The sequence below is a fragment of the Spirosoma pulveris genome (assembly GCF_054781875.1).
Genome location: NZ_BAAGTO010000001.1, coordinates 1,342,726 through 1,368,216 on the forward strand (window position 1 = coordinate 1,342,726; position 25,491 = coordinate 1,368,216).

Here is a 25,491-nt window from a genome sequence, read left to right on the forward strand (position 1 = left end):
AGTGCGGGCCGGTTTTGCCAGCCTAGTGAAATGCATCATAGCCGAAGGCCAACATGCAGCTTCGGCTATGCTGTGTTTCTTCAACCGATAAAGTGTATACGCCCTCCCTTTCGGGAGGCATCAGCGGTTACGCGATCTGGCTTCCATCGAGAAATAGTTCGCCGGCAACATATGTTTTTAACTGACCAAAAGTTTCCAGTTTCCAGAAGTCTTCGTCTGGAATGCGAATACCAAAATACGTTTCTACCTGAAGCAGCAAGTCCGTAATATCCAATGAATCGAGACCCAGATCACGGCTAAAATGGGCTCCATCGGTTAGGGCATTCTGGCTGATGCCCATGTCTGTCAATACTTTGAAAAGGCGGTCGTTTAGTTGAGAAAGTGTCATGATGTACGGATCGAGGTTTATAGTGATCTACAAGAATCGGCTACTTCGACCCGGCCACGGGGTTAGCCGTAGCCGGGTCGAAGTAGTATGACTTAATGAACGGGCTCAGCCGTTGCAACCGGTGAATTGACTTGCTTTTTTGAACGAAAGGCTGCCCATTTTTCCCCAATCCGGTCCACGACGTAATACATCATGGGAACCAGATAAATGGTGAGCACCATCGAGCTGCTCAGACCACCAATCAGCACCCAGGCCAGCGAGTTTTTCCACTCGGCACCGGCCCCCGATGCGGTGGCGATCGGAATCATACCGATTACCATGGCAATGGTTGTCATCAGGATCGGACGTAGACGTTCCTCGCCCGCATGCAGGATAGCCTGCCGGAACGGAACGCCCTGCTCTTTCTGCTGATTGGCAAAGTCGACGATCAGAATGGCGTTTTTCACGACCAGACCAATCAACATCAGCATTCCGAGCATGGCGAAAATGCCGATGTTGGAGGAGGTCAAGGCGAGTGCCAACAGAGCACCGATAATGGCGACCGGCACCGAAAAGAGGACGACAAACGGGTATACAAAACTATCGTAGAGCAGGACCATGATGAAGTACACGAGCATCAGACCGGCCAGCATGGCAATACCCAGCGACCCAAAGCCTTCACTCTGGTTCTTGGCATCGCCCCCCCAGCTAACCGTTACCCCCGCAGGCAGCGGATTTTTGGCCAGATCGGCCTGAATCACGCTGGTCAGTGTACCCGAGCCTGTGCCCAGCGTGTTGGCCGTTACCGTTACCGACGACCGGCGGTTTTTCCGCTCCAGCAGCGACGGGCCGTTGCTCAGGGTAACGTTGGCAAACTCCGCCAGCCGCACCGGACGATTGGTGGACGGACTGAAGAAATTGATATTCTTCACGTCGTCGGGATTCTTTCGGTCGAACGCATCGAGCATTATCCGGATGTCGTAATCTTCGCCCCCATCGCGGAATTTGGAGTCGTCGTTACCGGCAAAAGCGTTTTGCAGCGTGCCGCCAACGGTCTGAATAGACAACCCTAATTTCGCCATTTTTTCCCGGTCTATATCGACTCGTACTTCGGGGTTGCCCGATTCAACAGATACGTTTACGTCGTTGGCACCGGGTGTTCTCCGGATTCGATTGGCCAGTTCTTCCGCAGCAGCCAGGTTCTGGCTTACGTTATTGCCACTCAGGAAAATCTCGATTGGTGCGGTACCGGAATTGACGATACCCACTACCGAGGAATTGAATTCAATGGCCGGAAAACGAGCGGCCAACTCCTGACGAACGTCGATCATGTACTGCTCGGTGAGTTTATGGCCGGGGCGCTCACTGGCATCGGCCAGTTGAATGGTCAGCTCTGTCCGATTGGTTTCGCCCTGCCCGGTGCTGTTCATACCGGTACTGGCGCCCCCCACGTTGGCGAAGATCGTCTCGACTTCCGGTTTCTTGCGAAGGTAATTCTCAATGTCCCGGGCCATCAGGTTGTTTTGCTGAAGGGAAGCGCTCTTGTCGAGCTTCAGGGTGAGCAGAAATTTACCCTGATCGCCCTGCGCGACGAATTCCGACCCAATAATGCCCAGACGCATAACCCAGCCGGTGAATACAAAAATAGCGACCAGTATTCCCGTGAAAGCCAGCTTATGCGTGATCACCCAGCCCAAACTACGGTGATAGCCACTGGTTAGCGCGGTCAGCCCTTTCTCAAACCAGAGCAAAAACGCCTGAAATGGATTTTTCGGGTTCAGGTGCTCCAGCCGGGCCATCTTCGAGGTCAGCCAGGGCGTCAGCGTGAAACTGACCACTAAACTAACCAGCGTCGCAAACGCCACCGTGAGGGAGAACTGACGCAATAAGTCTGCAATAACTGAATTCACGAACGTGATCGGCACAAAAACCACCACGATTACGAGCGTAATGGCAACGGCCGCAAAGCCAATTTCACTCACCCCGTCGAGGGTAGCGCGCCAGCGGTCTTTTCCCATTTCGAGGTGTCGCTGGATGTTTTCGAGGACCACAATCGAGTCATCGACCAGAATACCGATCACCAGTGAGAGAGCCAGCAGGGTCATGAGGTTGAGCGAGTAGCCCATGACGTACATGAACAGGAAGGCCGAAATCAGCGAAGCCGGTACCGAAACCATGACGATGAACGCATTCCGGAAACTGTGCAAAAACAACAGCATCACAATGGCCACCAGGCCAACGGCCAGTAGCAGATCGTGGGTTACGGCTTCAACAGAGGCCAATGTGAATACACTGCTATCGTAAGCAATGGCAAAATGGACGTTATCTTTGGCGTTTTCTTTCTCTACCACCGCCAGCTTTTCCTGTACCAACCGGCTTATCTCCACCGCATTCGCATCCGACTGTTTTTTAATAAACAACCCGATACCGTCCTGCCCGTTAAACCGGCTGATACTGGTGGCTTCGGTCAGGCCATCGGTTACTTTCGCCACATCACTTATGCGAATGGGGCTGCCGTTAGGCGGTGTGACAATGACTAGTTTCCGAATGTCGTCCAGCGACCTGAATTTACCCGCCAGCCGAAGCGTCATGTTCTCGGAGGTGCTTTTTACCTTTCCGGTTGGGAAATCGAGGTTGGCCTGGTTGATGGCTTGCGATACCTGAAGCAGCGACAAGCCGTAGTAATTCAGCTTGTCATCGTCGACGTTAATCCGGATCTCGCGCTTGTCGCCCCCCACCATCGCAATATCGGCAACACCTTTAATCTGCTGAAGAACGGGCAGGTACTTATCCTCCACCTGCTGATAGAATACTTCGTTGGGCAGCGTGGACGTTGCCAGCAACTGCATGATGGGCTGATCGCTGGGCGATATTTTCGACAGCGACGGCTGTTCGGCATCGTCGGGCAGATCGCTCACCATTTTGTCAATTTCCCGTTGGGCGTCCTGCAAAGCCAGATCGATATCGGTCCCGGCCTTAAACTGCACCACGAGTACCGATGCGTTTTCGAACGAGTTGGATTTCACATCATCGAGGTTATCCAAACCCGAAACGGCATCTTCAATTTTTTTACTAATCTCCGTTTCCACTTCCGACGGAGCAGCTCCCGGATAAATGGTGGTTATGGTGATAACCGGCGTAGAGAACTCCGGAAGCAACTCATAACTTAGCAACCGATAGGAAAACAGGCCACCAATGGTCAGAATCGCGAACAGTACGATAATGAGCGAGGGGCGTTTTATGATGGTTTCAACAAATTTCATAACTGTAAGGTCTATTGAGCGATTACCGGCGTACCATTTTGCAGATTGATCTGGCCGCTGGTCACCACCTGATCACCGGCTTTCAGTCCATTCGTTATCTCATAATACTCGTTCGTTGTCGTTCCGATACCCACCGATCTCAGGACGGCTTTCCCCGCTTCGACCACGAATACCTGCGGCTGTTTTTCCGAGCCTATAATGGCCTGACGAGGTACCGCCAGCGTTTGTCCTTTCAGCTTGTTGGTATTGGCAATGGAGCCATACATACCGGCACGCAGTTGATTTTTGCCGGAGTTCGGTACCGTGATTTCTATAGGGTAATTATGGGCCGCATCCCCCTGAGCGGCAATCATCGAGACATGGCCCACGAAACGGGCATTGGGGTATACCTCCGTTGTAATAGGCAGCGACTGCCCCACGCGAAACTGATTGATGGCTTTTTCGGGCACCTGAACAACTAATTTAAGCGTTGAGATGTCGGTTATTTTGGCAATGGGCGACCCCACTGAAACGACAGATCCTTTCTCCACCATTTTGTCGGTCACAATTCCCGAGAAGGGTGTCGTAACGGTTGTGTTGGCCAGTTGTTTCTGAAGCTGTTTGATCTGTGCCTGGGTTGAGCGAATGCTGAGCTGAGTTCGTTCCAGATTGATAGCGGGAGTGGCATCCCCTTTTACCAGTACTTCGTAGCGTTTGAGGTCGTTCTGATAGCCTTCCAGCGTTACCATCAGTCCTTCAATTTGGTAGCGCAGCTGTTCGTCATCCAGTTTGGCAATTAAACGTCCGGCTCCCACCATCTGGCCTTCCTCAATGGGCAGCGAGACGATCTGACCACCGGCTTGTGGTCGGATCTCGATCTCCCGATTTGGGGAAAATGAGCCCAGGAATTCGGTTTCCTGAGACAGGTTCTGCAGAGTAGCCACCGCCGTCCGAACGCCTACTTTTTGATCGGGATTAGGTTTGTATACTTTTTCTTCAACTTCTTTTTTGTTATTGACCAGTGTCCAGGCGGTTAAACCCAGCGTGGCAACGAGCGCGAGTACTGTGATAATGCGTTTCATAACTTTTCGGGATTCTGGTTGTGAGTCGGTTATTGGTTGATTAAGCTGCCGGTCGCTTTTTTCCAGTCCAGTTCGGCGGTGCGCAGGCTGACGAGTGTGTTGAGGAAATTATTTTGCGCTTCGCGGAGGGAGTTTTCGGCCTGCACCACATCCGTAATGTCGACCGTGCCTTCTTTGAATTGCAGTTGCGTCTGGGTATATACTTTTTCGGCCAGGGCCACCTGCCCCCGGTTGGTGGCCAGGTTGCGTTGCTGGACCAGAAACTGATTTCGGGAGTTGGCAATGTCCATCGAAATCGACTCGCGTGTCTGCCGAAGCTGCACGTCCAGCTTCTGATCATCAATGCGTTTCTGGGTTAGTTTTGCTTTGCGGGCCATACCATCGAAGACATTCCAGTTCAGTTGCAGACCGAGCCAGTAGCCGGGCACATTCTTGATATAGGAATTATCGCCACCCGTGGCATAGACCGTGCTGTTGGCCAGCCCATACGCCGAGACAGTCGGCACAAAACCCGCTTTTATGTTTCGTTGCTCAAGTCCGTTCAGGTCTTTCTGACGGTCGAGTAGCTGGAGGTCCGTTCGATTAATGGTGTATTCGTTGGCGGGCGTTACCGGAACGGTCTCGTCGATGGCTGTCCGAACGGTGAGCGAGTCGGCTTGGGGGATGCCGGTCAGTAGTTTGAGCGTATTCAGCAACTGATTATAGGTAGCCTGAAGCGATTCAATTTGCGTTTGGGAGGAAATTTTGCTCAGTTGCAGGCGATCGACATCGACCCCTTTGGCTAATTTGTTTTGCCGAAGCAGGTCCGTGATCTGGATAAGCCGCTCGGTAGACGCGAGGTTTTTCTGAAGGAAGGCAATCTGCTGCGCCGTTGTTTGCAGATTGTAATACGTGGCAGACACATTGTAGGCAACTTCTTCTTTGGTCTTCTGCGTTTGCAAGGCCGACAGATCGCGGCTGGTTTTCGCCACTTTCGTCGCAATCATCAGCGACTGATTATACAAAGCCTGCGAGGCCTGAACGCTGGTAGAAAGATTATAAGGCAATCCGAAAGCCAGTACGGAGTAGGAACCTTCCGGCCCACCAAAAGCTGAGGCAGGAACGACCTGACCCGGTATTTTCAAATACCGTTTGTAGTCGCCGGTGAGGTTAACCTGCGGACGGGCACTGGCTCTTACCTCCGAAATTTGCGCATCGGTTCTGATCTCGTCCAGGCGGGCAGCCTGAACACTATAGTTGCCCGTCAGCGCTTTATTAACCAGCTGATCCAGCGTTACATCCTGCGCATTCACCGCCGAACATCCCAGCAAAAGGGCAGTAGACACATACCATCGAAAGATTTTCATAATAAAGTTGATTAAACTGTTTTAAATAGATTTATTAATTTTATATTTTAAATATTTGTTTAATTAATGGGCAAAAAAAAGGATCACTCCTTTTTAAAATCAAACAAATAAGACGTTACCATGTCAATGACAATCTGCTTGTGCTCATTGATAAACTGGTCAAAACCAGCTTCATCCATCTGCCACATTTTCATGTGCATCTGTTTTCCAATGAACAAAAACTGGATATTGGCGAATGCCATAGGCATCACATGCAAGGCTTTAATAGGACGAACGTTGCCCAGGCTGATCTCATGCTGTAGCTGTTGCTCGAACATGGAGTGATGAATTTCCTTCATTACCCCTATACAACTTGCCATCCGGTCTGGATTACGGTGAACTTCATTCATAATGAAATTCGACAGGTTGGGATTATTCTTTAATAACTGAAAGTCATGTTCGATCAACTCGGCTATCTTATCCCGCAAACTGATCGGTTTATTCATGATCTCGACCATGCCATTGAAGAACAACTGAACCAGATCTTCAAAGATTTGCATGAACAGCTTTTCCTTGCTTCGGAAATAGTAATTCGTCAGCGCAATGTTGATACCAGCGGCTTCGGCAATGTCTCGCGAGGTAGCCCCGTCGAATCCCTTCTCAAGAAAGACCCGCTCGGCGGCTTCCCTGATCCGTAATTCAGTAGACTTTGACGTTAGACAATCCATTGGTTTTTTCATTTGGTGTTTCAAAAGTATGTTGTCAATAAGTAACAAACAAAGTATTCAAATGGTTTTTTTAAACATCTGTTTAAATACTAAAAAACAAGCAAAATTAACTATAAATATTTATAAAAGTTGATTAAAAATGGTGAAGACAATTAGGAAGCAAAGCTCTCAACGCGATTGGTAGAGGCTGGTTCTTCGGACATTACCAGTTAAAACCGCTATCTTTGCGATTGATTAACCGCCTATGAACGCCACTTTCGCCAACAATCTGTTCCGCCAGAGTATTCAGGACTACCACCTGACCGACAACGTCGATACCCCGATTCAAAACCCCTATTCACCTGATGCCATCGCCTTTTTGCTATACCAGAAAAACTGGATCGATACGGTTCAATGGCATCTGGAAGATATTATCCGCAGCCCAACTATACGCCCTGACGAGCTGGTGGCCGTGAAGCGCCGGATCGACCAGTCGAATCAGGACCGGACCGATACCGTGGAGCAGATGGACGCGTGGTTTTTTGATCAGTTTCAGGGCATTACACCAAAGTCCGGCGCTCGCTTAAACTCGGAGACCCCCGCCTGGCTGCTGGATCGAATGTCGATACTACAACTCAAGATCTATCACTTTCGCGAGCAGGTAGACCGGCCATCGGTATCTGATGAACACCGCCAGAAAGCCAGTCAGAAATTAGCCGTACTTCTCGAACAGGAAAGTGACCTGGCAAAGTGCTTCGATGAACTACTCGACGACATCCGTCAGGGCGACCGGTACATGAAGGTCTACCGACAGATGAAAATGTATAACGACCCTACTCTAAACCCGGTTCTTTATACCAGTCAGGCATAGACAAGCGTGGTCAGGCATGGTCAAAAATGAGCAAGTACGGTCAAAACTAGTCAAGCAGGGTTGAACAAAACCTGACCACAATTGACCTGATCACAAATGACCCCATCTGACCACGAAAAACTACATCTGCCAATTTTTGACCCTACCTGACCACTTTATGAAGCATCTGCTTCTTTTACGCTTCTCGGCCATGGGCGATGTTGCCCTGCTGGCCCCTGTTGTTCAGGCCTTCACCCAGCGTTACCCCGATGCCATCATCACGTTGGTGACACGGGCTAAATTTGCCGTTTTCTTTGAGCAGCTACCGGGGGTTCGTGTCATAGGAGCTGACTTTGACGGACGCCATAAGGGGTTACCAGGGCTGTTTCAATTGGTGAGCGAACTGCGGCAGATCGCTTCTTTTGATGTCGTTATCGATGCGCACCAGAACCTACGCTCTGCGGTACTGAAACGGTTATTTCAATTAGCAGGTGTACCATCATTTACGATCAATAAGGGCCGTGCCGAAAAGAACGCACTGACCCGAAAGGCTAACAAAATCCGCCGGAAACTACTCCATAGCGTAGACCGGTATGCCCAGGTGTTTACGGCTGCCGGATTTGATCTTGAGCCTGCAAAGTCTTTTGCATTTACACCAGCATCAACCGCCGATGTTGAACTTGACGCTTTTTTAAAGCGTCATGCGGTGTCTACCGATACCCCCTGGCTGGGCATTGCTCCTTTTGCGCAACATACCCAGAAGATGTGGCCTTTTGAGTTCTTCGCACCATTATTGGCACAACTGTATTATAATCAACCCATAACTTTGTTCTTATTAGGGGGTGGTGTTGAAGAGATAGCCCGATTGGAGACCCTACAACACCAGTTTCCACAAGCGGTTCTGGTAGCCGGGCAGCTTTCACTGGCAGCCGAGTTATCTCTGATCAGCCGGTTGACCGGAATGCTGTGTATGGACTCCGGGAATATGCACCTGGCAGCGTTGAGCGGAGTGCCGGTCGTGTCGATCTGGGGATCTACTCATCCAGATGCGGGTTTTGGGCCGTGGGGTCAGGGCGAAGAAGCCATTCTGCAGATTTCTCCCGATGTGCTTCCCTGTCGTCCCTGTTCCGTGTTCGGTAATAAACCCTGTTTTCGGGGCGATTTGGCCTGCCTGAACTGGATTTCGGTCGATATGGTAGCTAATAAAGTTCAGCAACTGTTGGAACGTTCAGGCATGACCAGCGCAATCTAATCCTTTTGCCTTTTCAGAAACGCATGATTTGGATAACCCGCGAACGGCCAAAGATAGATCGACTAGCTTGCCCCTGGCTTATCCAGCGGTTTATTGACCCAACGGCCGACATTCGTTTTGTGCCCGAAATGCAGGTTCAGGCAGAGGCCAAAGCGTTGAACGCTATCCCTTTCGATATACCGGGCGTAGAATACAGCCACTACGAAGACCGGTGCACATTCGATTACTTCCTGCAAAAGCACAAACTGGATGATCCGGCCCTGCAGCGTATTGCCGCCATTGTGCGGGGCGCCGACACCGACGATCATACGTTAGCTCCCGAAGCGGCTGGTTTATGGGCTATTTCGGCGGGGTTAGCGTTCAACATTAGTGACGATCAGCAGTTACTCGCCCAGGGAACGCTCATTTACGACGCACTCTATAGTTGGGCCAACCATTTACAGACGGTCAAACACACCCAGAGTCCAACGGAACGGCTTCTGCTGGGGGTTCTGCATTCCTACCAGGCAAGTCCGGGTAAGCGGAAGACGCCCGCCTGGGTAAGAGAGCTAAAGGAATTGATTCAGGATCAGATCGATACGAACTTAACCCTTAGCCTCAACGAGCTATCCGAAAGTTTGGCGGTCAATCCAGCGTACGTGTCGCGGGCTTTTTCGCGTTACTTCGACGATCTGTCGTTCGGCGAATACATCCGTAAGCTGCGCATTGAGAAAGCCCTGTTTCTTCTCGAAACAACCCCCTATAGTCTTTCTGAAATTGCCTACCTGACGGGCTTCTCAGACCAAAGCCACTTTACCCGGATATTTAAAAAACTCGTCGGCGAGAACCCGTCCGATTACCGAAAAAATCAGCGAAAAGGTAAATCAGATACAAAAGGTTAAATTCATTCTATTTCTGGCTGAGCAAACGACTTAATCTTGCAGCATCACCTGCATAAGCCGTTATGAAACAGATCAATCAACCCATTTTTCATCTATTCCTGTTAGCTATTTTTCGCTTAGTTTTATTTTCATCAGCCACGCAGGCGCAGACAACCTCGCCCCCCGCCTATCCACGTATGACGGGCTATTTGGGCGTACTTCATCCAATCATTACCTTTAATAAGCAGGGCAGCGAAACTAATTTCAACACGTACTATGCCGTTGGCTTTCCAATTGGGCTAAACCTGTGGAAGACCAAACAGATTGGCTTTTCGGTTGAAGTGGTGCCCCTGATCCGGGCCGAAAACGGAAGCAGCCGGGTCACCAATGTGCTCTTTCATCCGGGTGTATTAGTGAACCTGGGCAACGACTTTACGCTGGCCAGCCGCCTTGCCTTTGAAACATCAGGCCGCTACGGATTTACACCCGTACTTAATAAAATTGTGAAGCGAGGACCAACAATCAGTTACTTTGTGGCAGTTCCCATTCCAGTTCGCTTTGGCAACGACCGCCCCACCTCACTGACGGCGGCTCTACAGTTTGGCATTGTTTTTTGACCCGCAACAGTCAGCATTACAGTATGGAATCAACGAGGCTATCGTATACGAAAACAGACCTGATTTACTATTTTCTGTATCTGGGCACGACTGGCTTCGGCGGCCCCCCGGCACTGGTCAGCGCCATGCATCGGGATCTCATTATAGAACGCGGGTGGATTAGTGAAGAAGATTACCGCGAAGGTCTGGCTCTGGCACAGTTAGCCCCCGGTCCGCTGGCGGCTCAACTGGCCATTTATCTTGGCTACGTTCATTACAGCCTGCTGGGTGCTACCCTGGCGGGACTCGCTTTTGTGCTGCCTTCGTTCGTTCTGGTTGTCTTGTTAGGCTGGACCTACCGGCAGTTTAACGGGCTACCCTGGATGCAGGCTGTTTTCTACGGCATTGGGGCCGCCATTATTGGTATTATCACCGTTGGAACATATAAGCTCACGACCAAAACGATTGGGAAAGACCTGTTGGGGTGGTGCTTATTTGCCCTTTCGGCAGTAGCGACCGTAATTACGGAATCAGAACTGATCTGGCTGGTTCTCTTATCGGGAGGCATTTACTGGTTTGTCAAATCGCCATCCATACGGTTCAATTCGGGTGCGGGAACTAGTATCGCACCGTTTTTTGCGCAGGTGCTGGCTCTCCCCACCGATTCTGTTCTTTGGAAACTGGCGCTCTTTTTCACTAAAGCAGGCGCCTTTGTTTTCGGGAGCGGGCTGGCTATCGTTCCGTTTCTTTATGGAGGTGTCGTAAAAGAATATGGCTGGCTCAACGAACAGCAGTTTCTGGATGCCGTAGCCGTAGCCATGATTACGCCGGGCCCCGTGGTGATTACGGTTGCCTTTATCGGTTATCTGGTGGCTGGTTTTCCCGGTGCGTGCGTTGCCGGGCTGGCTACGTTTCTTCCCTGTTACCTTTTTACGATACTGCCTGCCCCCTACTTCAAACGATGGGGAAAACATCCGGGCGTCAAAGCCTTTGTGGATGGGGTAACGATTGCCGCAATTGGGGCCATTGCCGGTGCCGTCGTTGTGCTGGCCCGACGGCAGTTGATCGATGTACCTGCTCTCCTGATCGCGCTGTTTACGGTAGGACTGCTTTCCCTAGTCAAAAAACTTCCTGAATTAGGTGTCATAGGTGGTGCCGCCGTTGTAGGCTTACTCCTGCGGTACATTAGCTAACGGCTGATTCGACGCAACCACTGTCAGCTTGTTTTTCGTTACTCGAAATTTTTCTTTTTGGTACGCAGTTCCTTCACATCGAAGTTGAAAGACAGCGTGTTCATGCAATTGAAATGTTTCATTGGGCACTCGTCGGAGCCCGTTGCAGAGCAGGGACGGCAACCCAGCCCAACAGCTTCGAGCCGGACGTGCGGAGTTTTGTACGGGTAGTACCCGAATTGAGGTGTCGAGCTGCCCCAGATGGAGTACACTTTTTTGCGGAAAGCCGCAGCAATATGCATCAGTCCGGTATCATGGCAAAACACAATGCGAGCGCGTTTAAGGATGGATGCCGACTGATTGATGTTGAAATAACCACAGGAGTTATAGATCTGTTTTTTGCCAAGAGCCCGCACAATTTCATCACCTGCCTTCCGGTCGTTCTTATCCCCCAGGAGCACGATGGGGTGGTTTATTTTGCGGCACAGCTCAATCATGCGAGCCAAGGGCAATCGTCGGGTTGCGTGCTGCCCCCCAATAGCGAACGCAACGTAATCATTCTGGTGGGTGGCCGGCAACCAGTCGAACTCAATTTCATCCTTATAAGGTATAAAGTAGTCCAGGCCACGCCCATCGTTTTCGATACCCAGCGGCTGCACCGTTGCCAGATACCGATCAACCATATGCTGCTCGGAGAGTGCGTTTACTTTAAAGCGTACGTAGAGCCAATTACGAAATGATTGTTTTTCAACACTATATGATGGCACACCCAGTGCGGTCTTGATCAACCGGCTGATAAACGTATTCTGTAAGTCAATGACGTAATCGAACTTTTGAGCCCTTAACTGCCGAATCAACTCAACGACGTTGCCATCTAGGTAATGCCGTTCGGATATATAAGGATTATGAAGAACAAGGGACTGATAATCAGGCCTTGTACAGTAATGTATGACCGCATTGGGAAGCTGCTGCTTCAGACAACGTACAACTGGCGATGTTAAAACAACATTGCCTATGGATGCAAATTGGAGAATCAGGATGTTTACCGGGGAAGCCATGGTGTAATCATTTCCACAAATCTATTTTATTTGCCGCACCTCACCAAACCGATTAATAAGTCCAAAAACGTGGTTTGATGGGCGTTCGGTAAAGGGAGTTTTCGCAAACAATACAGGAGGGGTTTGTTGGGTAGGGAATAACGGTTGGAAAATCCAGACTGGGTGATCCCTTCCCGTCGGTCCGGTCTACATACAGAGAGCTCACCGAAACACCCACAGCGCCGAAATACCCATAAACGGGTTCTCCCGGTGTCGTAACACATTTTATGTTGCCCTGCACCGACGACGGAGCCACGTCAAACAATCCGCCCGTATTGCTGGTCAGCTGTTGTACACTTTTCCAGAACAGGTAAGCGTTTTTGCTTAGGGACTGCTGCTCCACTTCCAAATAATATCGACTAAGTGATGTAAAGGGAACACTGGTAATCGATTGCCGACTGATCGCTTTCCCGTTGATGTTCACATCCGAATTGATATTGACGCAGGTATAGCAGCGGGTAATATCCCAGCAGTCAGTACAACAGGAGATGCCGGAATAATAGCTTCCGGATGAGACAAAGGTTTTCTTACAGGCAGTGGGCATCTCATAATGCGTCCAGCTCCACTTATAGTAGTTTCCGAGGGTGTCGGGATCTTTGGTATCCAGATAGACGTCCCAGGTTTGCCGTGCGTTGGTTATTCCGCTGGCCGGTACGTAGTTGGATTCGTAATATAATTTTTGGATCGGTGGTGCGGCCGGCATCACCTCCGACTCCGAAACATAGCGCTTCCCGGCCTTTGTCTGGATCGTTAGTGTATACCGTCGGCCCGGCACGCCCCGCAGGCCATTCGCACTCGTCTGGTACACGCCCCCCGGCGCTTGTTCCTTCAGCGTTTCCTGATTGCCCATATTATCGGAGATAACGACTGTAGCACCGGGCTCCAGCAAATTGACACTCCGGATCGAATAATCGGACGTTCGGGTAAGCCTGATGGTGTACGGACCGGGCTGGTCTGTAATCTGCCCGTCTACAATCAACATCGGATCAACTTTAACCGTGTCCGGCTGAAAAGGAGTTATACAGGAAATCAGGCAGGCTATAAGTCCCAGCAGGCCAAGACCTTGTTTTACTATTCGTGTTGTCGTTAACATGAGTTGGGTATTCATCATAATTGCCACCAGCGCGGCTTATTGGGTGTTCGGTACAAACTATTCTCGCAGGTGGCACAACCCACCGGCTGAAAAACCGTGACCGGCGGGTCAATATCAGGAAATCCCTCCCCCGCACTTCGGTCGACGTTGATGTATTGTTCGGATAGTCCAGCCGCGCCAAAATAGCCGTAAACCGGTTCAACTGGATCGCTGGTGCAGTGCACATTACCCCGAACGATTGAAGGAGCTGCATCGAACAGCCCTCCCGTATTTTCTGTCAGCTGCCGAACGCTTTTCCAAAACGCATAGGCTCCTGCACTGATCGCCTGTTGCTGAATTTCCAGGTAATAGGAACTCGTCGATTTGAAAGGCACCCGACTAATAAACTGGCGACTGATCGCCTGTCCGTTGATATTAACATCCGAACTGATAGTTACACACGTATAACAGCGGGTAATATCCCAGCAATTCGAACAGCAACCCAGCCCGGTGATTACCCCATTGGCTAATTCCCGTTTCAGGCAAATTGTTGTAAACTCATAGTGTGTCCAGCTCCACTTGTAGTAATTTCCGAGGGTGTCGGGGTCTTTAGTATCCAGATAGACATCCCATCCCTGTTTTTTTGCTTCGCTCAGCCCGGTCGGCTCTTTGGTGTACTGGTAATACAATTTTCGAATAGGAGGAGCGGCCGGCAGTACTTCCGCATCCGATTCATACCGCTTTCCGGCTTTGGTCTGAATGGTTAGTTTGTACGTATGCCCAACTACGCCCCGCAGACTGGAAGTCAGGTAAACACCCCCCGGCGACTGTTCTCTCAGTGTCTCCCGATTACCGAGATCATCCGAGATAACGACCGTAGCACCCGTTTCGAGCAGGTTAATACTTTTAAAGGAATAATCGGCCGTGCGGGTAAGCTTAACGATATATGGACCCGGCTGGTCAGTCACCTGCCCTTCAACAATCAGGGCTGGCGAAATAGTGACCGCATCGGGCTGGAATTCCGTCACGCACGAAACGGCGAACAGTACAATAAGTAGTCCGGCGTACTGCCCTACTTTCAGTATACCCTTTCCATTTTTCATACGTTAAGTCGACTGTAAATAATAAGACCGGACAAAACAAGGCACACAACTGGTGAGGTACGACTATGGGGTCGTGCCTTGCTCAGAACTTGAAATTATAGGTCAGCGATGGGAAAGCCGATCCAAAAATTGACAGCTTATACGCATCCGATAGAGAGGCCGGACTCAACTTATAAAAGATTGAATACGCATTTTTATGCGCGTACACGTTATAGATGGAGAAAACCCAGCTGCTCTGATTCTTCTTTTTCTTGAGCGGATTTTGCTCAAACGTCATCGAAAAGTCGAGCCGATGGTAATCCGGAACGCGTTGCTGGTTTCGGTCAAGGTAAATAGGTACGAGTATGCCGGCCACCCGGGCAATGGCGGATGGCTGGGTGGTTGGCCGGCCCGTGCTGTACGTAAAATTCAACGACATGCTAAACCAGGTCGTTGGACGATGTGTAGCCAATACGTTGAGCGTATGGGGCTTATCGTAGTTAGCGGCATAGGCCATCCCATTATTGACCCGTTCACTGGCATAAGGGCTATCCATGGTTAAAAATGTACGGGCATAAGTATAGCTCATAAAGCCCGTCCAGCGTCCTTTATTTTTCCGGAGCAATCCCTCAAAACCATAGGCTTTTCCGCTCCCCTGCACAATCTGGGTTTCAACGGCCTGTGCCAGTTGTAGTTCAGCTCCATCCCGGTAATCGATAGCGTTGGTCAGTGTTTTGTAATATACTTCGCCTGAGGCTTCGATGGCATTGTCGGTTGTGTTGGTGAAGTACCCCAGCGACCACTGGTCGGCAATAACGGGCTTCGTATACATATCGCTCAGGTGCCAGCGCGAGGTGGGCAGGGCCGCCGTTGTGTTTGTTACCTGCTGAATGTACTGACGCAGACGGCTATACCCGGCTTTGATGGCTCGCCCGTCGCCTACCGTCCAGCGAACCGCCAGTCGGGGTTCCAGTCCTCCGGCAGAATGGTATATGTTACCCGCGTCATAAGTTTTTGTCGACGTAACCGCTTCGTCTTCCTTCGGCCCGTTTTCCTGATATGTACGTACGGTGGCAGGGCCCCGGTTCAATAAAGCCGAGTAACGAAGCCCGGCAATAATGGCCACATTCGTGTTCAGTTTCCATTCGTCCTGAATGTAAGCGGCCAGTTCGTAGGCACGTTCGCGGGCAAGGTCAACGGGCAGCACGTTGGAGAAAGGCCCCGGTATGCGCGTGTTTGGTTGTAGCAGATAATCGATAGCACTTACCCCCACCTGCCACTGGTGAACTTCGTTGGGCGTAAACGTCAGATCCGATTTTACCTGCCGGTGCCAGACACCCGACTTCAACTGAAACGCATTGGATGAATCGGGCGAGGATAGATCAGCCTGATAGCGGCTGAAAATTACGGATGATGCCAGATTGATCTGCTTACTTATAAAGTAATTCCAGCGCAGCACCGCATTCATCGTTTGATAGTTGAACCGGGTTGACGATGCGTTGATCTCCTGACCGGACAGCGAGTCGGAAGCGAGTTTGAAAACGTCGGTACTCAGGTATCCGGTAAGCGTTATGGTATTCTTTTCGTTGGGCTGGTATTTAAGTTTCGACGTCAGGTCATAAAAATTAGCCTGTGTTCCTTTCAAATTCGGCGGGGCCAGTTTAAAGAGAAAGTCATTGAACGAAGCTCGTACAGCGGCCAGAAAAGAAAGTTTGTTCTTGATGAGTGGTCCCTCAACACCCAATCGGCTCGAAATAATCCCGATTCCGCCATTAATGCCCCATTTCTGGGCATCAGGTTCTTTGATTTTCACATCCAGCACCGACGACGCCCGACCACCGAAGGCTGCGGCCACCCCGCCCCGGTTCAGGGTTACATCCCGCACTACATCGGGATTAAATACCGAGAAAAAGCCCATTAAATGGCTCGAATTGAACACCGGGGCCTCGTCGAAGAGAATTAAGTTCTGGTCGGCACCGCCCCCCCGTACGTTGAAGCCGGGTGCGCCCTCACCCACGGTGGTCACCCCTGGCAGGAGCAGCAGTGAACGCACCACATCGACTTCCCCCATTAGGGGCGGAATGCGCCGAATGCTGCGAATGGATAGCTGGGAGACACCTATTTCAACTTTACGGACGTTACGATCGGGCGATTCGCTGGTTACCACCACCTCTTCAAGATCTTTGGAATCATCGTCCATCGTTATCTCACGAAACAGCGTTTTCTGAAGCGAAATTGTATCCTGTTTTGGTCGATAACCTACGTGCGAAAAGCGTAGTATGTAATTACCGGGGGGTAATTGAATCGTATAGAAACCATCTTTTGCCGTTACATACCCCTTCGATACGTTCAGCACAACAATGTTCACACTCTGAATTGGCTTTCCGGTTTTCCCATCCCGTACATAACCCGTAGCCGAAAACGTAGCCGGGTTAGCCTCTGAATTTGTTCGTTGTTGGGCTAACGCCCCGTTGAGCAGACTGCTTGAAAACAATAGTAAAAGTAAAAAACGCATAGAGCGGGGCTTAGGAAGTGCGGAATTGGGTGATTATGAGTATGAAAGGTAACAAATTAAGGAAATAAAGCAACGTATTTACCCTATTTCCTATATTCATTAACCAACAATTAATCCTTTTTTATCCCAATTCTTTCCAGTCACCTATTTATCTCTGCCCGACGTCGTTGTAAATACACCCCCATTTCCGCCAAGGGTAGCGCATTGAAGGTCATGGCTTTGGTTAAGCCGCCTTTTCGACCGATGGCAACGCCATAATGCATATCCAGCAAACCGGCAAAATCATGGGCATCGGGATTTATACTGAGCATGACACCCTGCTGCATGGCGTACTCGATCCAATGCCAGTCGATGTCGAGCCGATAAGGACTGGCGTTGATTTCGATGATGACCTTATGCTCCGCACAGGCGTCGATGATAGCCCGGTGGTCGATGGGATAACCTTCGCGGGCCAGGAGCAACCGACCCGTTGGATGCCCCAGAATAGTCGTGTACGGATTCTCAATGGCCCGCAACAATCGGTTTGTAGCCTTCTCCTGCGTCATGGTCAGCGTCTGGTGAACTGATGCCACGACGTAATCGAACGTGGCCAGTGTCTCATCGTCATAATCCAGCGAGCCATCGCCCAAGATATCCGATTCAATGCCTTTAAAAATCCGGAAGTCAGAACCGAAGGTTTTATTTATTTCGTCAATTTCAAGCTGTTGCTGACGAACACGCTCGGCATCCAGACCTCCCGCATAGGAAGCCGTTTTGGAGTGATCGGCAATACCAAAGTAGGTTAACCCTAACTTCCGGCAATAGGCTGCCATATCCGCCACCGATTGCTTCCCATCCGACCAGGTACTGTGGTTATGCAGCGTTCCCTTCAGATCATCCCAGGTAACAAGTTCTTCGTTTTTATAGCGGCTGGCCCAGCGGAAGGCAAAGTCATCTTCGCGCATTTCGGGCACGATATACGGCAACCCGGCTTTTTCGTAGATAGCGGTTTCAACTTGCGTTACATCGGCAGTATCGGCCGTTTCAGGCAAAACACCGGCATAGGCGACCTGTAACAAAGGAATGCCCCCTGTGCCGGCCTGTTTCAGGTGCGCTTCGGCAGCCGTCTGAATAAATAATTGCCGACTCATTTGTTCGGCGGGATAGAACAATAACTCCACCAGCACATCAAAACCAGCCAGGTGCCCGCGCCACGCGAACGGCGATGAATCGCGAACATCCTGTTCCAGATTATCGAATCCGTTCAATACCAACATAGCCGAAACGGGGTCGCTGGTTTGGATAAGCAATTGAACAATATCCACTTCCTGTGCTTTCCGGCGCACCTGACCGCTGATCTCAACCCGCTCAAAGTGGGGGGCTACCTGCTCCACAAGAAGGTTGGCAATCATGGCGGCCTTATCCATACGGACTTTACCCTGTTGTTCCTGAAGGAACTCCAAAGCCGTTAGAATTTTTTCCTGCGTACTGGCTCCAAACCCTTTAATCTTCGCAATCTGACCGTTTTCGCCTGCCAGTTGAAGATCGCGCAGGTTCGTTATGCCCAGCTCATGCCAGAGAGTGCGCACCTTTTTGACGCCCAGACCTTTGATGCGGAACATATCCAGAACGCCCTGGGGTGTTTGAGCCAGTAACTCATCAAGCTCCGTCAGGCGGCCCGTTTCGGCAATCTCACGAATTTTCTGGGCAACAGATTTACCAACGCCCTGTAGCTTCACCAGTTCATCAACGGGCAAATTGGCAAGGTCGGCGGTGGATTTATCCAGGTTGAACGCGGCTGTCTGGTAAGAGCGCGTTTTGAACGCATCGCGGTCGTGGAGTTCCATTAACCGGCCGGTGAGTTCGAGCAGGTCAACGATTTCAGAATTGGTCATGCTTAAGGGGGGATTCACTCCGCAAGTTAGGCAATTGGTCAGATTTCAGGGAAACACGTTGGCTGGGTATAGCAACTTTGTCGGGTCAACTTAAAACGACGATCAACCTTTAGCAAAGACGACGATGGAAACGAACCAGCCTACACCCCAACGCGACCCTTATTTATGGAAACAAGCGAAAGCCCGTGTCGGTTTTCGCATTCACCTGCGGTCTTATTTCGTTGTCAATACAGGACTTTGGCTTATATGGGCCTTCAGTGCATTTGTCATCAACACCACGAGTGGTCATGCCGGCACCCTTTTCCCGTGGCCCATTTTTCCGATGTTAGGCTGGGGTATCGGGCTAGTATCGCACTATCTGGCCATTCATTACGGCAACGAACGGGACATGATCGAGCGGGAATACCAGAAGCTGGTGAATCAATAGTGTAGGATGTAGGATGTATTATATATCCTACATCACACTGCTACCGGTGCTTTGATGGCCGGATGCGGGTTATAGTTTTCGAGGGTGAAATCGGCATAGGTAAAGTCGAATACCGAACGAACATCGGGGTTTAGCCGCATGGTCGGCAGAGGGCGGAAGTCGCGGGCGAGCTGGGTTTCTACCTGCTCCAAATGATTTAGATACAGGTGTGTATCGCCCCCGGTCCAGATGAATTCATGAGCCTCCAGGCCACACTCCTGTGCGATCATCATCGTAAGCAGCGCATAACTGGCAATATTAAAGGGAACGCCTAAAAATACGTCGGCGCTCCGCTGATAAAGCTGACACGACAGCTTGTTATCGGCTACATAAAACTGCATCAGCAGATGGCAGGGTGGCAACGCCATGCTGGGCACATCGGCTGGATTCCAGGCCGAAATGATGATTCGGCGCGAGTCCGGTGTATTTTTAAGCTGGCGCAACACATCCTGCAACTGGTCGATCACTTGCCCCTGCGGACCGGCCCAACTGCGCCACTGCTTGCCATAAACCGGCCCCAGATCGCCGTTTTCGTCGGCCCACTCGTCCCAGATCGAAACACCGTTGTCTTTCAGGTATTTGATGTTGGTATCGCCTTTAATAAACCAAAGCAGTTCATGAATAATCGACTTTGTATGTACTTTTTTGGTTGTTAGCAGGGGAAAACCATCCTGCAGGTTAAAGCGCATCTGGTAACCAAATACGCTGATGGTGCCTGTACCGGTGCGGTCTGTTTTGCGGGTTCCGTTAGCCAGAATGTGGCGAAGCAGGTCATGATATTGTTGCATAGACAAAAGTCGTAATACAAACTTTATAAAAAAATAAAACCCCTCGCCAAAAGGCAGAGGGGTCGGCTAAATACATACGGCAGTGAGCTTTTTATGCCTGTGCTTTCTTCAGGCAACAGGTGTGTGTAGTACCCTTTTCGCAGGAGGTTTTCTCACAATTTGTCGTCGTAACTTTTTTTGTCTTCTTTTCTTTCCGGATTTCACCGGCAAAGGATACTGTCGTAAGGGCGGTCAGCAGAGCCAGACCAAGTAAGGCTTTTTTCATTGTCTTTGCAAGTGATTAAGTTTCTGGCGCAAAAATGCGCTTCAACCGAATTTGTGCAAAAACTAAGCCATTGTCCCACCGATTAAGAAAGCAAAGGAAGAGTAGGCTTATTACCTACTCTATTGATTTTATTCCTGTATCTCAAACGAATAGGTAATCTCGGCCGATGGGCGAAACTGGGCCGTTGCCGAGCAGTATTTATCCATCGACAGATCGATTGCCCGCTTCACTTTGTCCGCGTTCAGCTGACCTTTGAGCAGGTACGTAATGTGAATCTTTTTAAAAGGCGCCGGTACCGCGTCTTTCTCCCGCAACCCATCTACTTTGAGCCGGAAGTCTTCGATTACCTGTTTCTGTTTTTTAAGAATCAGGATCACGTCGATCGCCGAGCAGCCAGCCAGACCCATCAATAACATTTCCATAGGACGCGCCCCGGCGTTATGCCCGCCAATATCGGTGGCAGCATCAATGTGCTGGGCTACGCCCGATTTACCAATTGCTTCAAAATGAAACCCATCGTCGACGCGTACCAGTTCGACCTGCATGGTATTAAATTCCTGAGTGGTCTCAACCGGTTGTGTATCAAGCATTGTCTTTTTTGCGTTTAAAGTAAAGAATTCGTATTTTCACCTGCCCAAATGGCAGAAAATCATGTCCGAGAAATTCACAGACGACCTTTTCGACCTCAAAAACGACCGGCGGCTCAGCATCTACCTGTATCGGGCAGGATTTGCGGCCTGGCTGCTGTACATCGTATCCGGGGCGACGTTCATGCAGTCTGTGCGTATGTACCGAACAGATTTTGGGGTATTCTCGTTCTTTTTGATGGTCATGGGCCTATCGGCTTCCATGATTTATGATTATCACCATCATCCGGTAGAGTTCGCTCAAAAGAGAAAATGGCTGGCCTTCAGTTATTTAGTATTGGCTGGTCTGGTTTATTTTCTTATCCTGCATAACAAGCCGGTCGCTCTGCCACATTTCTTCGGGCAGGGTCTATTCTGATTTCGCGTTCGCATTTCCGTCAAATTATCTGATTTATTGGGTCGGCAGCTGGCTGCTGCTCGGTTTACTCTTGTCCGAATAAACATTTTCGGGTATGCTGTACAGTAGCGTTCCGGCTTCCGGCTCTTTCTGCTTTTAGATTATTCCCGGATAATCTGGTACCCATCGAAAAACGGAAACGCCCCGCTTCAATGCTGATTAATGATTCTTTACAACCTACAGACCTATCATCAAAACTTGATCAATTCTGGGCACTCTCCGGCCAGAAAATACAACTCATTGACAACGAGTACGATGTAAGTAAAGGCTCTCCCGTTTTTACCGTACAGGGAAAATATACGACAAGGGGCTGGACCGAGTGGACACAGGGCTTTCAATTCGGTTCGGCGATTTTGCAGTTCGACGCCACTAACGAAACGAACTTCCTGGAGGCCGGACGACAGAAAACCCTTGCCGTCATGGCTCCCCACATCAGCCACATCGGTGTGCACGACCATGGGTTTAACAATGTGAGCACTTATGGAAACCTGCTTCGCCTGATGCGGGAAGGCAGAATTGAATTCAATGAGTGGGAGAAAAATCTCTACGAACTGGCTATCAAGATTTCCGGTGCCGTACAGGCCAGCCGCTGGACACCCATCAAAAACGGTCCGGATGGCGCAGCGGGCTTCATTAGCTCGTTCAACGGTCCGCACTCACTTTTTGTCGATACCATCCGTTCGTGCCGGGCGCTGGTGCTGAGCCATTCGCTGGGACATGTTTTTCAGGGCGAAGGCGATCTAAAAATCAACCTGCTCGACCGGGCTCTTCAGCATATCAAAGCCACCGCCGACTACTCGGTCTTTTACGGCGAAGGTCGCGACTCCTACGACTTATGGGGCCGCACGGCGCACGAAAGCGTGTTTAACGTGCGGGATGGCAACTTCCGCTGCCCAAACTCGCAGCAGGGATACTCGGGCTTTACCACCTGGACTCGCGGCCTGGCCTGGGCCATGTGCGGCTTTCCTGAACAACTGGAATGGCTGGCCACCCGCGACGATGCCGAACTGGATGCATTTGGCGGGCGGGCGCACATTGAAGCCTATATGCTCAAAGCCGCAACCGCCACCTGCGATTTCTATATTGACCATACGCCAACCGATGGCATCCCTTACTGGGATACCGGAGCGCCCAACTTATACCGTCTGGGCGATTACCTCAACCGCCCCGCCGACCCATACAACGACTTCGAACCGGTCGACAGTTCAGCCGCTGCCATTGGTGCCCAGGGCCTGCTTCGACTTGGAAACTATCTGATCGAAAAAGGCGATCCCGACGCTGGCAAACGGTATTACCAGGCAGGACTGACCGTACTGAACACCTTGTTTGATGAGCCTTATCTGAGTACCAACCCAGCGCACCAGGGCTTGCTGCTTCATTCGATTTACCATCAGCCCAACGGCTGGGATTATGTACCCGCTGGCAGCAAAATTGCCAATGGCGAGTCGAGCATGTGGGGCGATTACCACGCCCGCGAAGTAGCCCTCTACCTGCAACGCATTATCCGCAACGAACCGTACTACACATTCTTTAATCGGATTGCCGAACCACGGATTGCCGAACCACGGATCGTCTGACCGCCCCTACCGCAATGAGTGAAAAATACAAACCCGCCTACCCCCGCATGGCTCAGTTAAAAACGGCTGACGACCTGCGGAACTACCTGACGAAAAACGACATCGACCTGCCGTTTGACGATACCTTGTTACCCCCGGCAGAAAGCCCTTTCAACCGGCCAATCCCCCTCAAGTCGGGCCAAACCATCGGCAATAGCCTTTGTATTTTACCGATGGAAGGCTGGGACGGCACTCTGGATGGCCGACCAACCGATTTTACCCGCAATCGCTGGAAAAAATTTGCGATCAGTGGAGCCAAACTGCTTTTCGGCTGTGAGGCTGTGGCCGTCTGCCATTCGGGCAAAGCCAATCCGAATCAGTTGGTAATGAACGACGAAACATTCCCCGATTTTGTCGAACTACGGCAACTGCTTCTCGATGAGCATACCGCAGCCTTCGGTAAAACAGACGATTTAGTCATTGGCCTCCAACTCACACACTCAGGGCGTTTTTGTAAACCGAAAAGTCATAAGGCGTTCGAGTCCAAAATCCTGTACAGCCACCCGTTTCTAAACAGCAAGTTCGGCATGGAGGCCGATTATCCGACGCTGACAGATGACGAGATCGACCGGATCATCGAACAATATGTAGAAGCGGCTGTACTGGCCCAGAAAGCCGGGTACGACTTTGTCGATATAAAACACTGCCACGGCTATCTGGGCCACGAGTTTCTCAGCGCTGTGAGTCGCGAGGGGCGTTATGGCGGGTCATTTGAGAACCGAACGCGTTATTTACGGAACATCGTTGCGGGTATCCGGGAAGCGGCTCCAGGGCTGGGCATCGGTATTCGGTTGAGTGCCTTCGATATGCTGCCTTTTAAAAAAGGACCGGCGGGCGCGGGTATTCCTGAACCCAGCGAGCAATACCCTTTTGCCTTTGGCGGGAAAGAGAACGGCGTAGAGCTGGACCTCTCGGAGACCAAAGCCTTCCTGTCATTGGCAGAATCCCTTGGCATACAATTGGTGTGCATTACCGGTGGAAGCCCCTATTACAATCCACACCTCATGCGCCCGGCCCTGTTCCCGCCTTCTGATGGCTACCTGCCCCCGGAAGATCCGCTGCTTGGCGTAAAGCGGCAAATTGACGTAACAAGTGAGTTGAAACAAGCATTCCCGGAACTGGTCTTTATTGGCTCAGGCTATTCATACCTGCAGGAGTGGTTACCCAACGTAGCGCAGCAGGTATTGCAGAAAGGCATGGCCGATAGCGTCGGTTTTGGCCGCATGGTGCTCTCCTACCCGACCATGCCCGCCGACATGCTGGCAGGCAAGTCGCTCGTCCGTAACCTCATCTGCCGCACCTTCTCGGACTGTACAACGGCTCCTCGCAATGGCCTGATTTCGGGTTGCTATCCGCTGGATACGCTTTACAAGAAAGGCCCCGAAGCCGAGCAGCTTAAAGCCATTAAAGAGAGCCTGTAACGATGGAACGCCGTCCGGTAGCATGTATAACAGGAGGTAGCCGCGGAATTGGCTACGGCATCGCCGAGCAGCTGGCCGATGCCGGATTTGATCTGGCCATCAACGGTGTTCGGCCGGAAGATGCCGTACGGGACGCTTTGGACGCCTTACGAAGCCGGGGCAGCGATGTGCTTTACTGCCCCGGTGATATTGCCTCACCCGAGGCCCGCGCAGATATGATCACGTCGATCAACACTCATTTTGGTCGGCTGAATGTACTGGTGAACAATGCGGGTGTCGCGCCCAAAGAACGGCGGGATATTCTGGAAGCCACTGAAGAGAGCTTTCAATATGTACTGTCCACAAACTTACAGGGGGCTTACTTTCTGACGCAGGCAGCTGCCAACTGGATGATTGCGCAACGCGTCGAACAGGCTGATTTCTGGGGTTGTATCATCAACGTTTCGTCCGTTTCGGCCACGGTAGCGTCGGTAAACCGGGGCGAGTATTGCGTGGCAAAAGCGGGCCTGAGCATGGCAACCCAACTCTTTGCCGCCCGACTGGGAGAGTATGACATTCCGGTATACGAAGTCCGGCCGGGCGTTATCAAAACAGATATGACGGCGGGTGTAACGGCCAAATATGACGCGCTCATCGACAGCGGGTTGGCCGTGCAAAAACGTTGGGGGTTGCCCTATGACGTAGGTCGCGCCGTGGCCTCCCTGGCCAAAGGTGATTTCCCTTACTCGACCGGTCAGGTCATACTGGTCGATGGAGGCATGACAATACCGAGACTATAAACCCTTTCCTAAACCTGTT

The 25,491-nt window shown here is 50.9% G+C and carries 23 protein-coding genes; 10 read left to right on the forward strand and 13 right to left on the reverse strand.

The features are described from left to right. Positions 1-127: 127 nt before the first annotated feature. The 5 genes from ACYVJM_RS05445 to ACYVJM_RS05465 form a co-directional block, all read right to left on the reverse strand. Entirely contained in the window at positions 128-388 is a 261-nt protein-coding gene (locus ACYVJM_RS05445) for an acyl carrier protein (protein WP_461147181.1), read from the reverse strand. A gap of 92 nt (positions 389-480) precedes the next feature. Continuing rightward, on the reverse strand, positions 481-3,630 hold the full coding sequence (locus ACYVJM_RS05450) for an efflux RND transporter permease subunit (protein ID WP_461147182.1): 3,150 nt from the start codon (positions 3,628-3,630) through the stop codon (positions 481-483). Positions 3,631-3,641: 11 nt separating this feature from the next. After that, positions 3,642-4,691 (reverse strand): efflux RND transporter periplasmic adaptor subunit, encoded by a 1,050-nt coding sequence (locus ACYVJM_RS05455; protein ID WP_461147183.1) that lies wholly within the window; start codon positions 4,689-4,691, stop codon positions 3,642-3,644. A 29-nt stretch (positions 4,692-4,720) separates the two neighbouring features. Beyond that, entirely contained in the window at positions 4,721-6,037 is a 1,317-nt protein-coding gene (locus ACYVJM_RS05460; RefSeq protein WP_461147184.1) for a TolC family protein, read from the reverse strand. Positions 6,038-6,120: 83 nt separating this feature from the next. Next, entirely contained in the window at positions 6,121-6,756 is a 636-nt protein-coding gene (locus ACYVJM_RS05465) for a TetR/AcrR family transcriptional regulator (protein ID WP_461147185.1), read from the reverse strand. 232 nt (positions 6,757-6,988) lie between these two features. On the opposite strand from ACYVJM_RS05465, the gene ACYVJM_RS05470 reads away from it, so the two are divergent. The 5 genes from ACYVJM_RS05470 to ACYVJM_RS05490 all read left to right on the forward strand — a co-directional run bounded on the left by ACYVJM_RS05470 (position 6,989) and on the right by ACYVJM_RS05490 (position 11,474). Beyond that, positions 6,989-7,594: a DUF4254 domain-containing protein gene (locus ACYVJM_RS05470; protein WP_461147186.1), complete on the forward strand. Its 606-nt coding sequence runs from the start codon at positions 6,989-6,991 to the stop codon at positions 7,592-7,594. A gap of 157 nt (positions 7,595-7,751) precedes the next feature. Further along, complete coding sequence (locus ACYVJM_RS05475; RefSeq protein WP_461147187.1) at positions 7,752-8,825, forward strand: glycosyltransferase family 9 protein; 1,074 nt, start codon at positions 7,752-7,754, stop codon at positions 8,823-8,825. Positions 8,826-8,848: 23 nt separating this feature from the next. Further along, positions 8,849-9,706, forward strand: a complete 858-nt coding sequence (locus ACYVJM_RS05480) for a chromate resistance protein ChrB domain-containing protein (RefSeq protein ID WP_461147188.1) — start codon at positions 8,849-8,851, stop codon at positions 9,704-9,706. Between the two features lie 62 nt (positions 9,707-9,768). Beyond that, positions 9,769-10,302 carry a hypothetical protein gene (locus tag ACYVJM_RS05485; protein WP_461147189.1) on the forward strand — a complete coding sequence of 178 codons (534 nt, stop codon included), beginning with the start codon at positions 9,769-9,771 and terminating at the stop codon, positions 10,300-10,302. A gap of 23 nt (positions 10,303-10,325) precedes the next feature. Then, complete coding sequence (locus ACYVJM_RS05490; protein ID WP_461147190.1) at positions 10,326-11,474, forward strand: chromate transporter; 1,149 nt, start codon at positions 10,326-10,328, stop codon at positions 11,472-11,474. A 38-nt stretch (positions 11,475-11,512) separates the two neighbouring features. On the opposite strand, the gene ACYVJM_RS05495 is transcribed toward ACYVJM_RS05490, so the two are convergent. The 5 genes from ACYVJM_RS05495 to ACYVJM_RS05515 form a co-directional block, all read right to left on the reverse strand. Beyond that, on the reverse strand, positions 11,513-12,511 hold the full coding sequence (locus tag ACYVJM_RS05495) for a glycosyltransferase family 9 protein (RefSeq protein ID WP_461147191.1): 999 nt from the start codon (positions 12,509-12,511) through the stop codon (positions 11,513-11,515). 52 nt (positions 12,512-12,563) lie between these two features. Next, the gene (locus tag ACYVJM_RS05500; RefSeq protein ID WP_461147192.1) at positions 12,564-13,643 is read right to left on the reverse strand and encodes a DUF4249 domain-containing protein; all 1,080 of its coding nucleotides are present in this window, start codon (positions 13,641-13,643) and stop codon (positions 12,564-12,566) included. A gap of 14 nt (positions 13,644-13,657) precedes the next feature. Next, on the reverse strand, positions 13,658-14,725 hold the full coding sequence (locus ACYVJM_RS05505; protein ID WP_461147193.1) for a DUF4249 domain-containing protein: 1,068 nt from the start codon (positions 14,723-14,725) through the stop codon (positions 13,658-13,660). Positions 14,726-14,807: 82 nt separating this feature from the next. Continuing rightward, a complete protein-coding gene (locus ACYVJM_RS05510) occupies positions 14,808-17,219 on the reverse strand; it encodes a TonB-dependent receptor (RefSeq protein ID WP_461147194.1) in 2,412 nt (803 codons plus the stop codon). A 140-nt stretch (positions 17,220-17,359) separates the two neighbouring features. Next, a complete protein-coding gene (locus tag ACYVJM_RS05515) occupies positions 17,360-19,093 on the reverse strand; it encodes a helix-hairpin-helix domain-containing protein (protein ID WP_461147195.1) in 1,734 nt (577 codons plus the stop codon). A 124-nt stretch (positions 19,094-19,217) separates the two neighbouring features. Here ACYVJM_RS05515 and ACYVJM_RS05520 point away from each other — a divergent pair, with 124 nt between their 5' ends. Further along, positions 19,218-19,520, forward strand: coding sequence for a 2TM domain-containing protein (locus tag ACYVJM_RS05520; RefSeq protein ID WP_461147196.1), 303 nt, complete (start codon positions 19,218-19,220; stop codon positions 19,518-19,520). A 32-nt stretch (positions 19,521-19,552) separates the two neighbouring features. On the opposite strand, the gene ACYVJM_RS05525 is transcribed toward ACYVJM_RS05520, so the two are convergent. The 3 genes from ACYVJM_RS05525 to ACYVJM_RS05535 form a co-directional block, all read right to left on the reverse strand. After that, a complete protein-coding gene (locus tag ACYVJM_RS05525) occupies positions 19,553-20,347 on the reverse strand; it encodes a thymidylate synthase (protein WP_461127706.1) in 795 nt (264 codons plus the stop codon). Between the two features lie 91 nt (positions 20,348-20,438). Further along, positions 20,439-20,612, reverse strand: coding sequence for a hypothetical protein (locus tag ACYVJM_RS05530; protein ID WP_461147197.1), 174 nt, complete (start codon positions 20,610-20,612; stop codon positions 20,439-20,441). 128 nt (positions 20,613-20,740) lie between these two features. After that, the gene (locus tag ACYVJM_RS05535) at positions 20,741-21,202 is read right to left on the reverse strand and encodes an OsmC family protein (RefSeq protein WP_461147198.1); all 462 of its coding nucleotides are present in this window, start codon (positions 21,200-21,202) and stop codon (positions 20,741-20,743) included. Between the two features lie 61 nt (positions 21,203-21,263). On the opposite strand from ACYVJM_RS05535, the gene ACYVJM_RS05540 reads away from it, so the two are divergent. The 4 genes from ACYVJM_RS05540 (at position 21,264) to ACYVJM_RS05555 (ending at position 25,472) form a co-directional block, all read left to right on the forward strand. After that, positions 21,264-21,617: a hypothetical protein gene (locus ACYVJM_RS05540; protein ID WP_461147199.1), complete on the forward strand. Its 354-nt coding sequence runs from the start codon at positions 21,264-21,266 to the stop codon at positions 21,615-21,617. 191 nt (positions 21,618-21,808) lie between these two features. Beyond that, positions 21,809-23,233, forward strand: a complete 1,425-nt coding sequence (locus tag ACYVJM_RS05545) for a glycosyl hydrolase (RefSeq protein ID WP_461147200.1) — start codon at positions 21,809-21,811, stop codon at positions 23,231-23,233. Positions 23,234-23,247: 14 nt separating this feature from the next. Further along, a complete protein-coding gene (locus tag ACYVJM_RS05550) occupies positions 23,248-24,693 on the forward strand; it encodes an oxidoreductase (protein ID WP_461147201.1) in 1,446 nt (481 codons plus the stop codon). A gap of 2 nt (positions 24,694-24,695) precedes the next feature. After that, positions 24,696-25,472 carry a 3-ketoacyl-ACP reductase gene (locus ACYVJM_RS05555; protein WP_461147202.1) on the forward strand — a complete coding sequence of 259 codons (777 nt, stop codon included), beginning with the start codon at positions 24,696-24,698 and terminating at the stop codon, positions 25,470-25,472. The last annotated feature ends 19 nt before the right edge of the window (positions 25,473-25,491 follow it).

What these genes read in the sequence shown, in the direction of transcription:
- ACYVJM_RS05445 (WP_461147181.1), bottom strand. Translation starts at nt 388, where the DNA reads ATGACACTTTCTCAACTAAACGACCGCCTTTTCAAAGTATTGACAGAC.
- ACYVJM_RS05450 (WP_461147182.1), bottom strand. Translation starts at nt 3,630, where the DNA reads ATGAAATTTGTTGAAACCATCATAAAACGCCCCTCGCTCATTATCGTA.
- ACYVJM_RS05455 (WP_461147183.1), bottom strand. Translation starts at nt 4,691, where the DNA reads ATGAAACGCATTATCACAGTACTCGCGCTCGTTGCCACGCTGGGTTTA.
- ACYVJM_RS05460 (WP_461147184.1), bottom strand. Translation starts at nt 6,037, where the DNA reads ATGAAAATCTTTCGATGGTATGTGTCTACTGCCCTTTTGCTGGGATGT.
- ACYVJM_RS05465 (WP_461147185.1), bottom strand. Translation starts at nt 6,756, where the DNA reads ATGAAAAAACCAATGGATTGTCTAACGTCAAAGTCTACTGAATTACGG.
- ACYVJM_RS05470 (WP_461147186.1), top strand. Translation starts at nt 6,989, where the DNA reads ATGAACGCCACTTTCGCCAACAATCTGTTCCGCCAGAGTATTCAGGAC.
- ACYVJM_RS05475 (WP_461147187.1), top strand. Translation starts at nt 7,752, where the DNA reads ATGAAGCATCTGCTTCTTTTACGCTTCTCGGCCATGGGCGATGTTGCC.
- ACYVJM_RS05480 (WP_461147188.1), top strand. Translation starts at nt 8,849, where the DNA reads ATGATTTGGATAACCCGCGAACGGCCAAAGATAGATCGACTAGCTTGC.
- ACYVJM_RS05485 (WP_461147189.1), top strand. Translation starts at nt 9,769, where the DNA reads ATGAAACAGATCAATCAACCCATTTTTCATCTATTCCTGTTAGCTATT.
- ACYVJM_RS05490 (WP_461147190.1), top strand. Translation starts at nt 10,326, where the DNA reads ATGGAATCAACGAGGCTATCGTATACGAAAACAGACCTGATTTACTAT.
- ACYVJM_RS05495 (WP_461147191.1), bottom strand. Translation starts at nt 12,511, where the DNA reads ATGGCTTCCCCGGTAAACATCCTGATTCTCCAATTTGCATCCATAGGC.
- ACYVJM_RS05500 (WP_461147192.1), bottom strand. Translation starts at nt 13,643, where the DNA reads ATGTTAACGACAACACGAATAGTAAAACAAGGTCTTGGCCTGCTGGGA.
- ACYVJM_RS05505 (WP_461147193.1), bottom strand. Translation starts at nt 14,725, where the DNA reads ATGAAAAATGGAAAGGGTATACTGAAAGTAGGGCAGTACGCCGGACTA.
- ACYVJM_RS05510 (WP_461147194.1), bottom strand. Translation starts at nt 17,219, where the DNA reads ATGCGTTTTTTACTTTTACTATTGTTTTCAAGCAGTCTGCTCAACGGG.
- ACYVJM_RS05515 (WP_461147195.1), bottom strand. Translation starts at nt 19,093, where the DNA reads ATGACCAATTCTGAAATCGTTGACCTGCTCGAACTCACCGGCCGGTTA.
- ACYVJM_RS05520 (WP_461147196.1), top strand. Translation starts at nt 19,218, where the DNA reads ATGGAAACGAACCAGCCTACACCCCAACGCGACCCTTATTTATGGAAA.
- ACYVJM_RS05525 (WP_461127706.1), bottom strand. Translation starts at nt 20,347, where the DNA reads ATGCAACAATATCATGACCTGCTTCGCCACATTCTGGCTAACGGAACC.
- ACYVJM_RS05530 (WP_461147197.1), bottom strand. Translation starts at nt 20,612, where the DNA reads ATGAAAAAAGCCTTACTTGGTCTGGCTCTGCTGACCGCCCTTACGACA.
- ACYVJM_RS05535 (WP_461147198.1), bottom strand. Translation starts at nt 21,202, where the DNA reads ATGCTTGATACACAACCGGTTGAGACCACTCAGGAATTTAATACCATG.
- ACYVJM_RS05540 (WP_461147199.1), top strand. Translation starts at nt 21,264, where the DNA reads ATGTCCGAGAAATTCACAGACGACCTTTTCGACCTCAAAAACGACCGG.
- ACYVJM_RS05545 (WP_461147200.1), top strand. Translation starts at nt 21,809, where the DNA reads ATGCTGATTAATGATTCTTTACAACCTACAGACCTATCATCAAAACTT.
- ACYVJM_RS05550 (WP_461147201.1), top strand. Translation starts at nt 23,248, where the DNA reads ATGAGTGAAAAATACAAACCCGCCTACCCCCGCATGGCTCAGTTAAAA.
- ACYVJM_RS05555 (WP_461147202.1), top strand. Translation starts at nt 24,696, where the DNA reads ATGGAACGCCGTCCGGTAGCATGTATAACAGGAGGTAGCCGCGGAATT.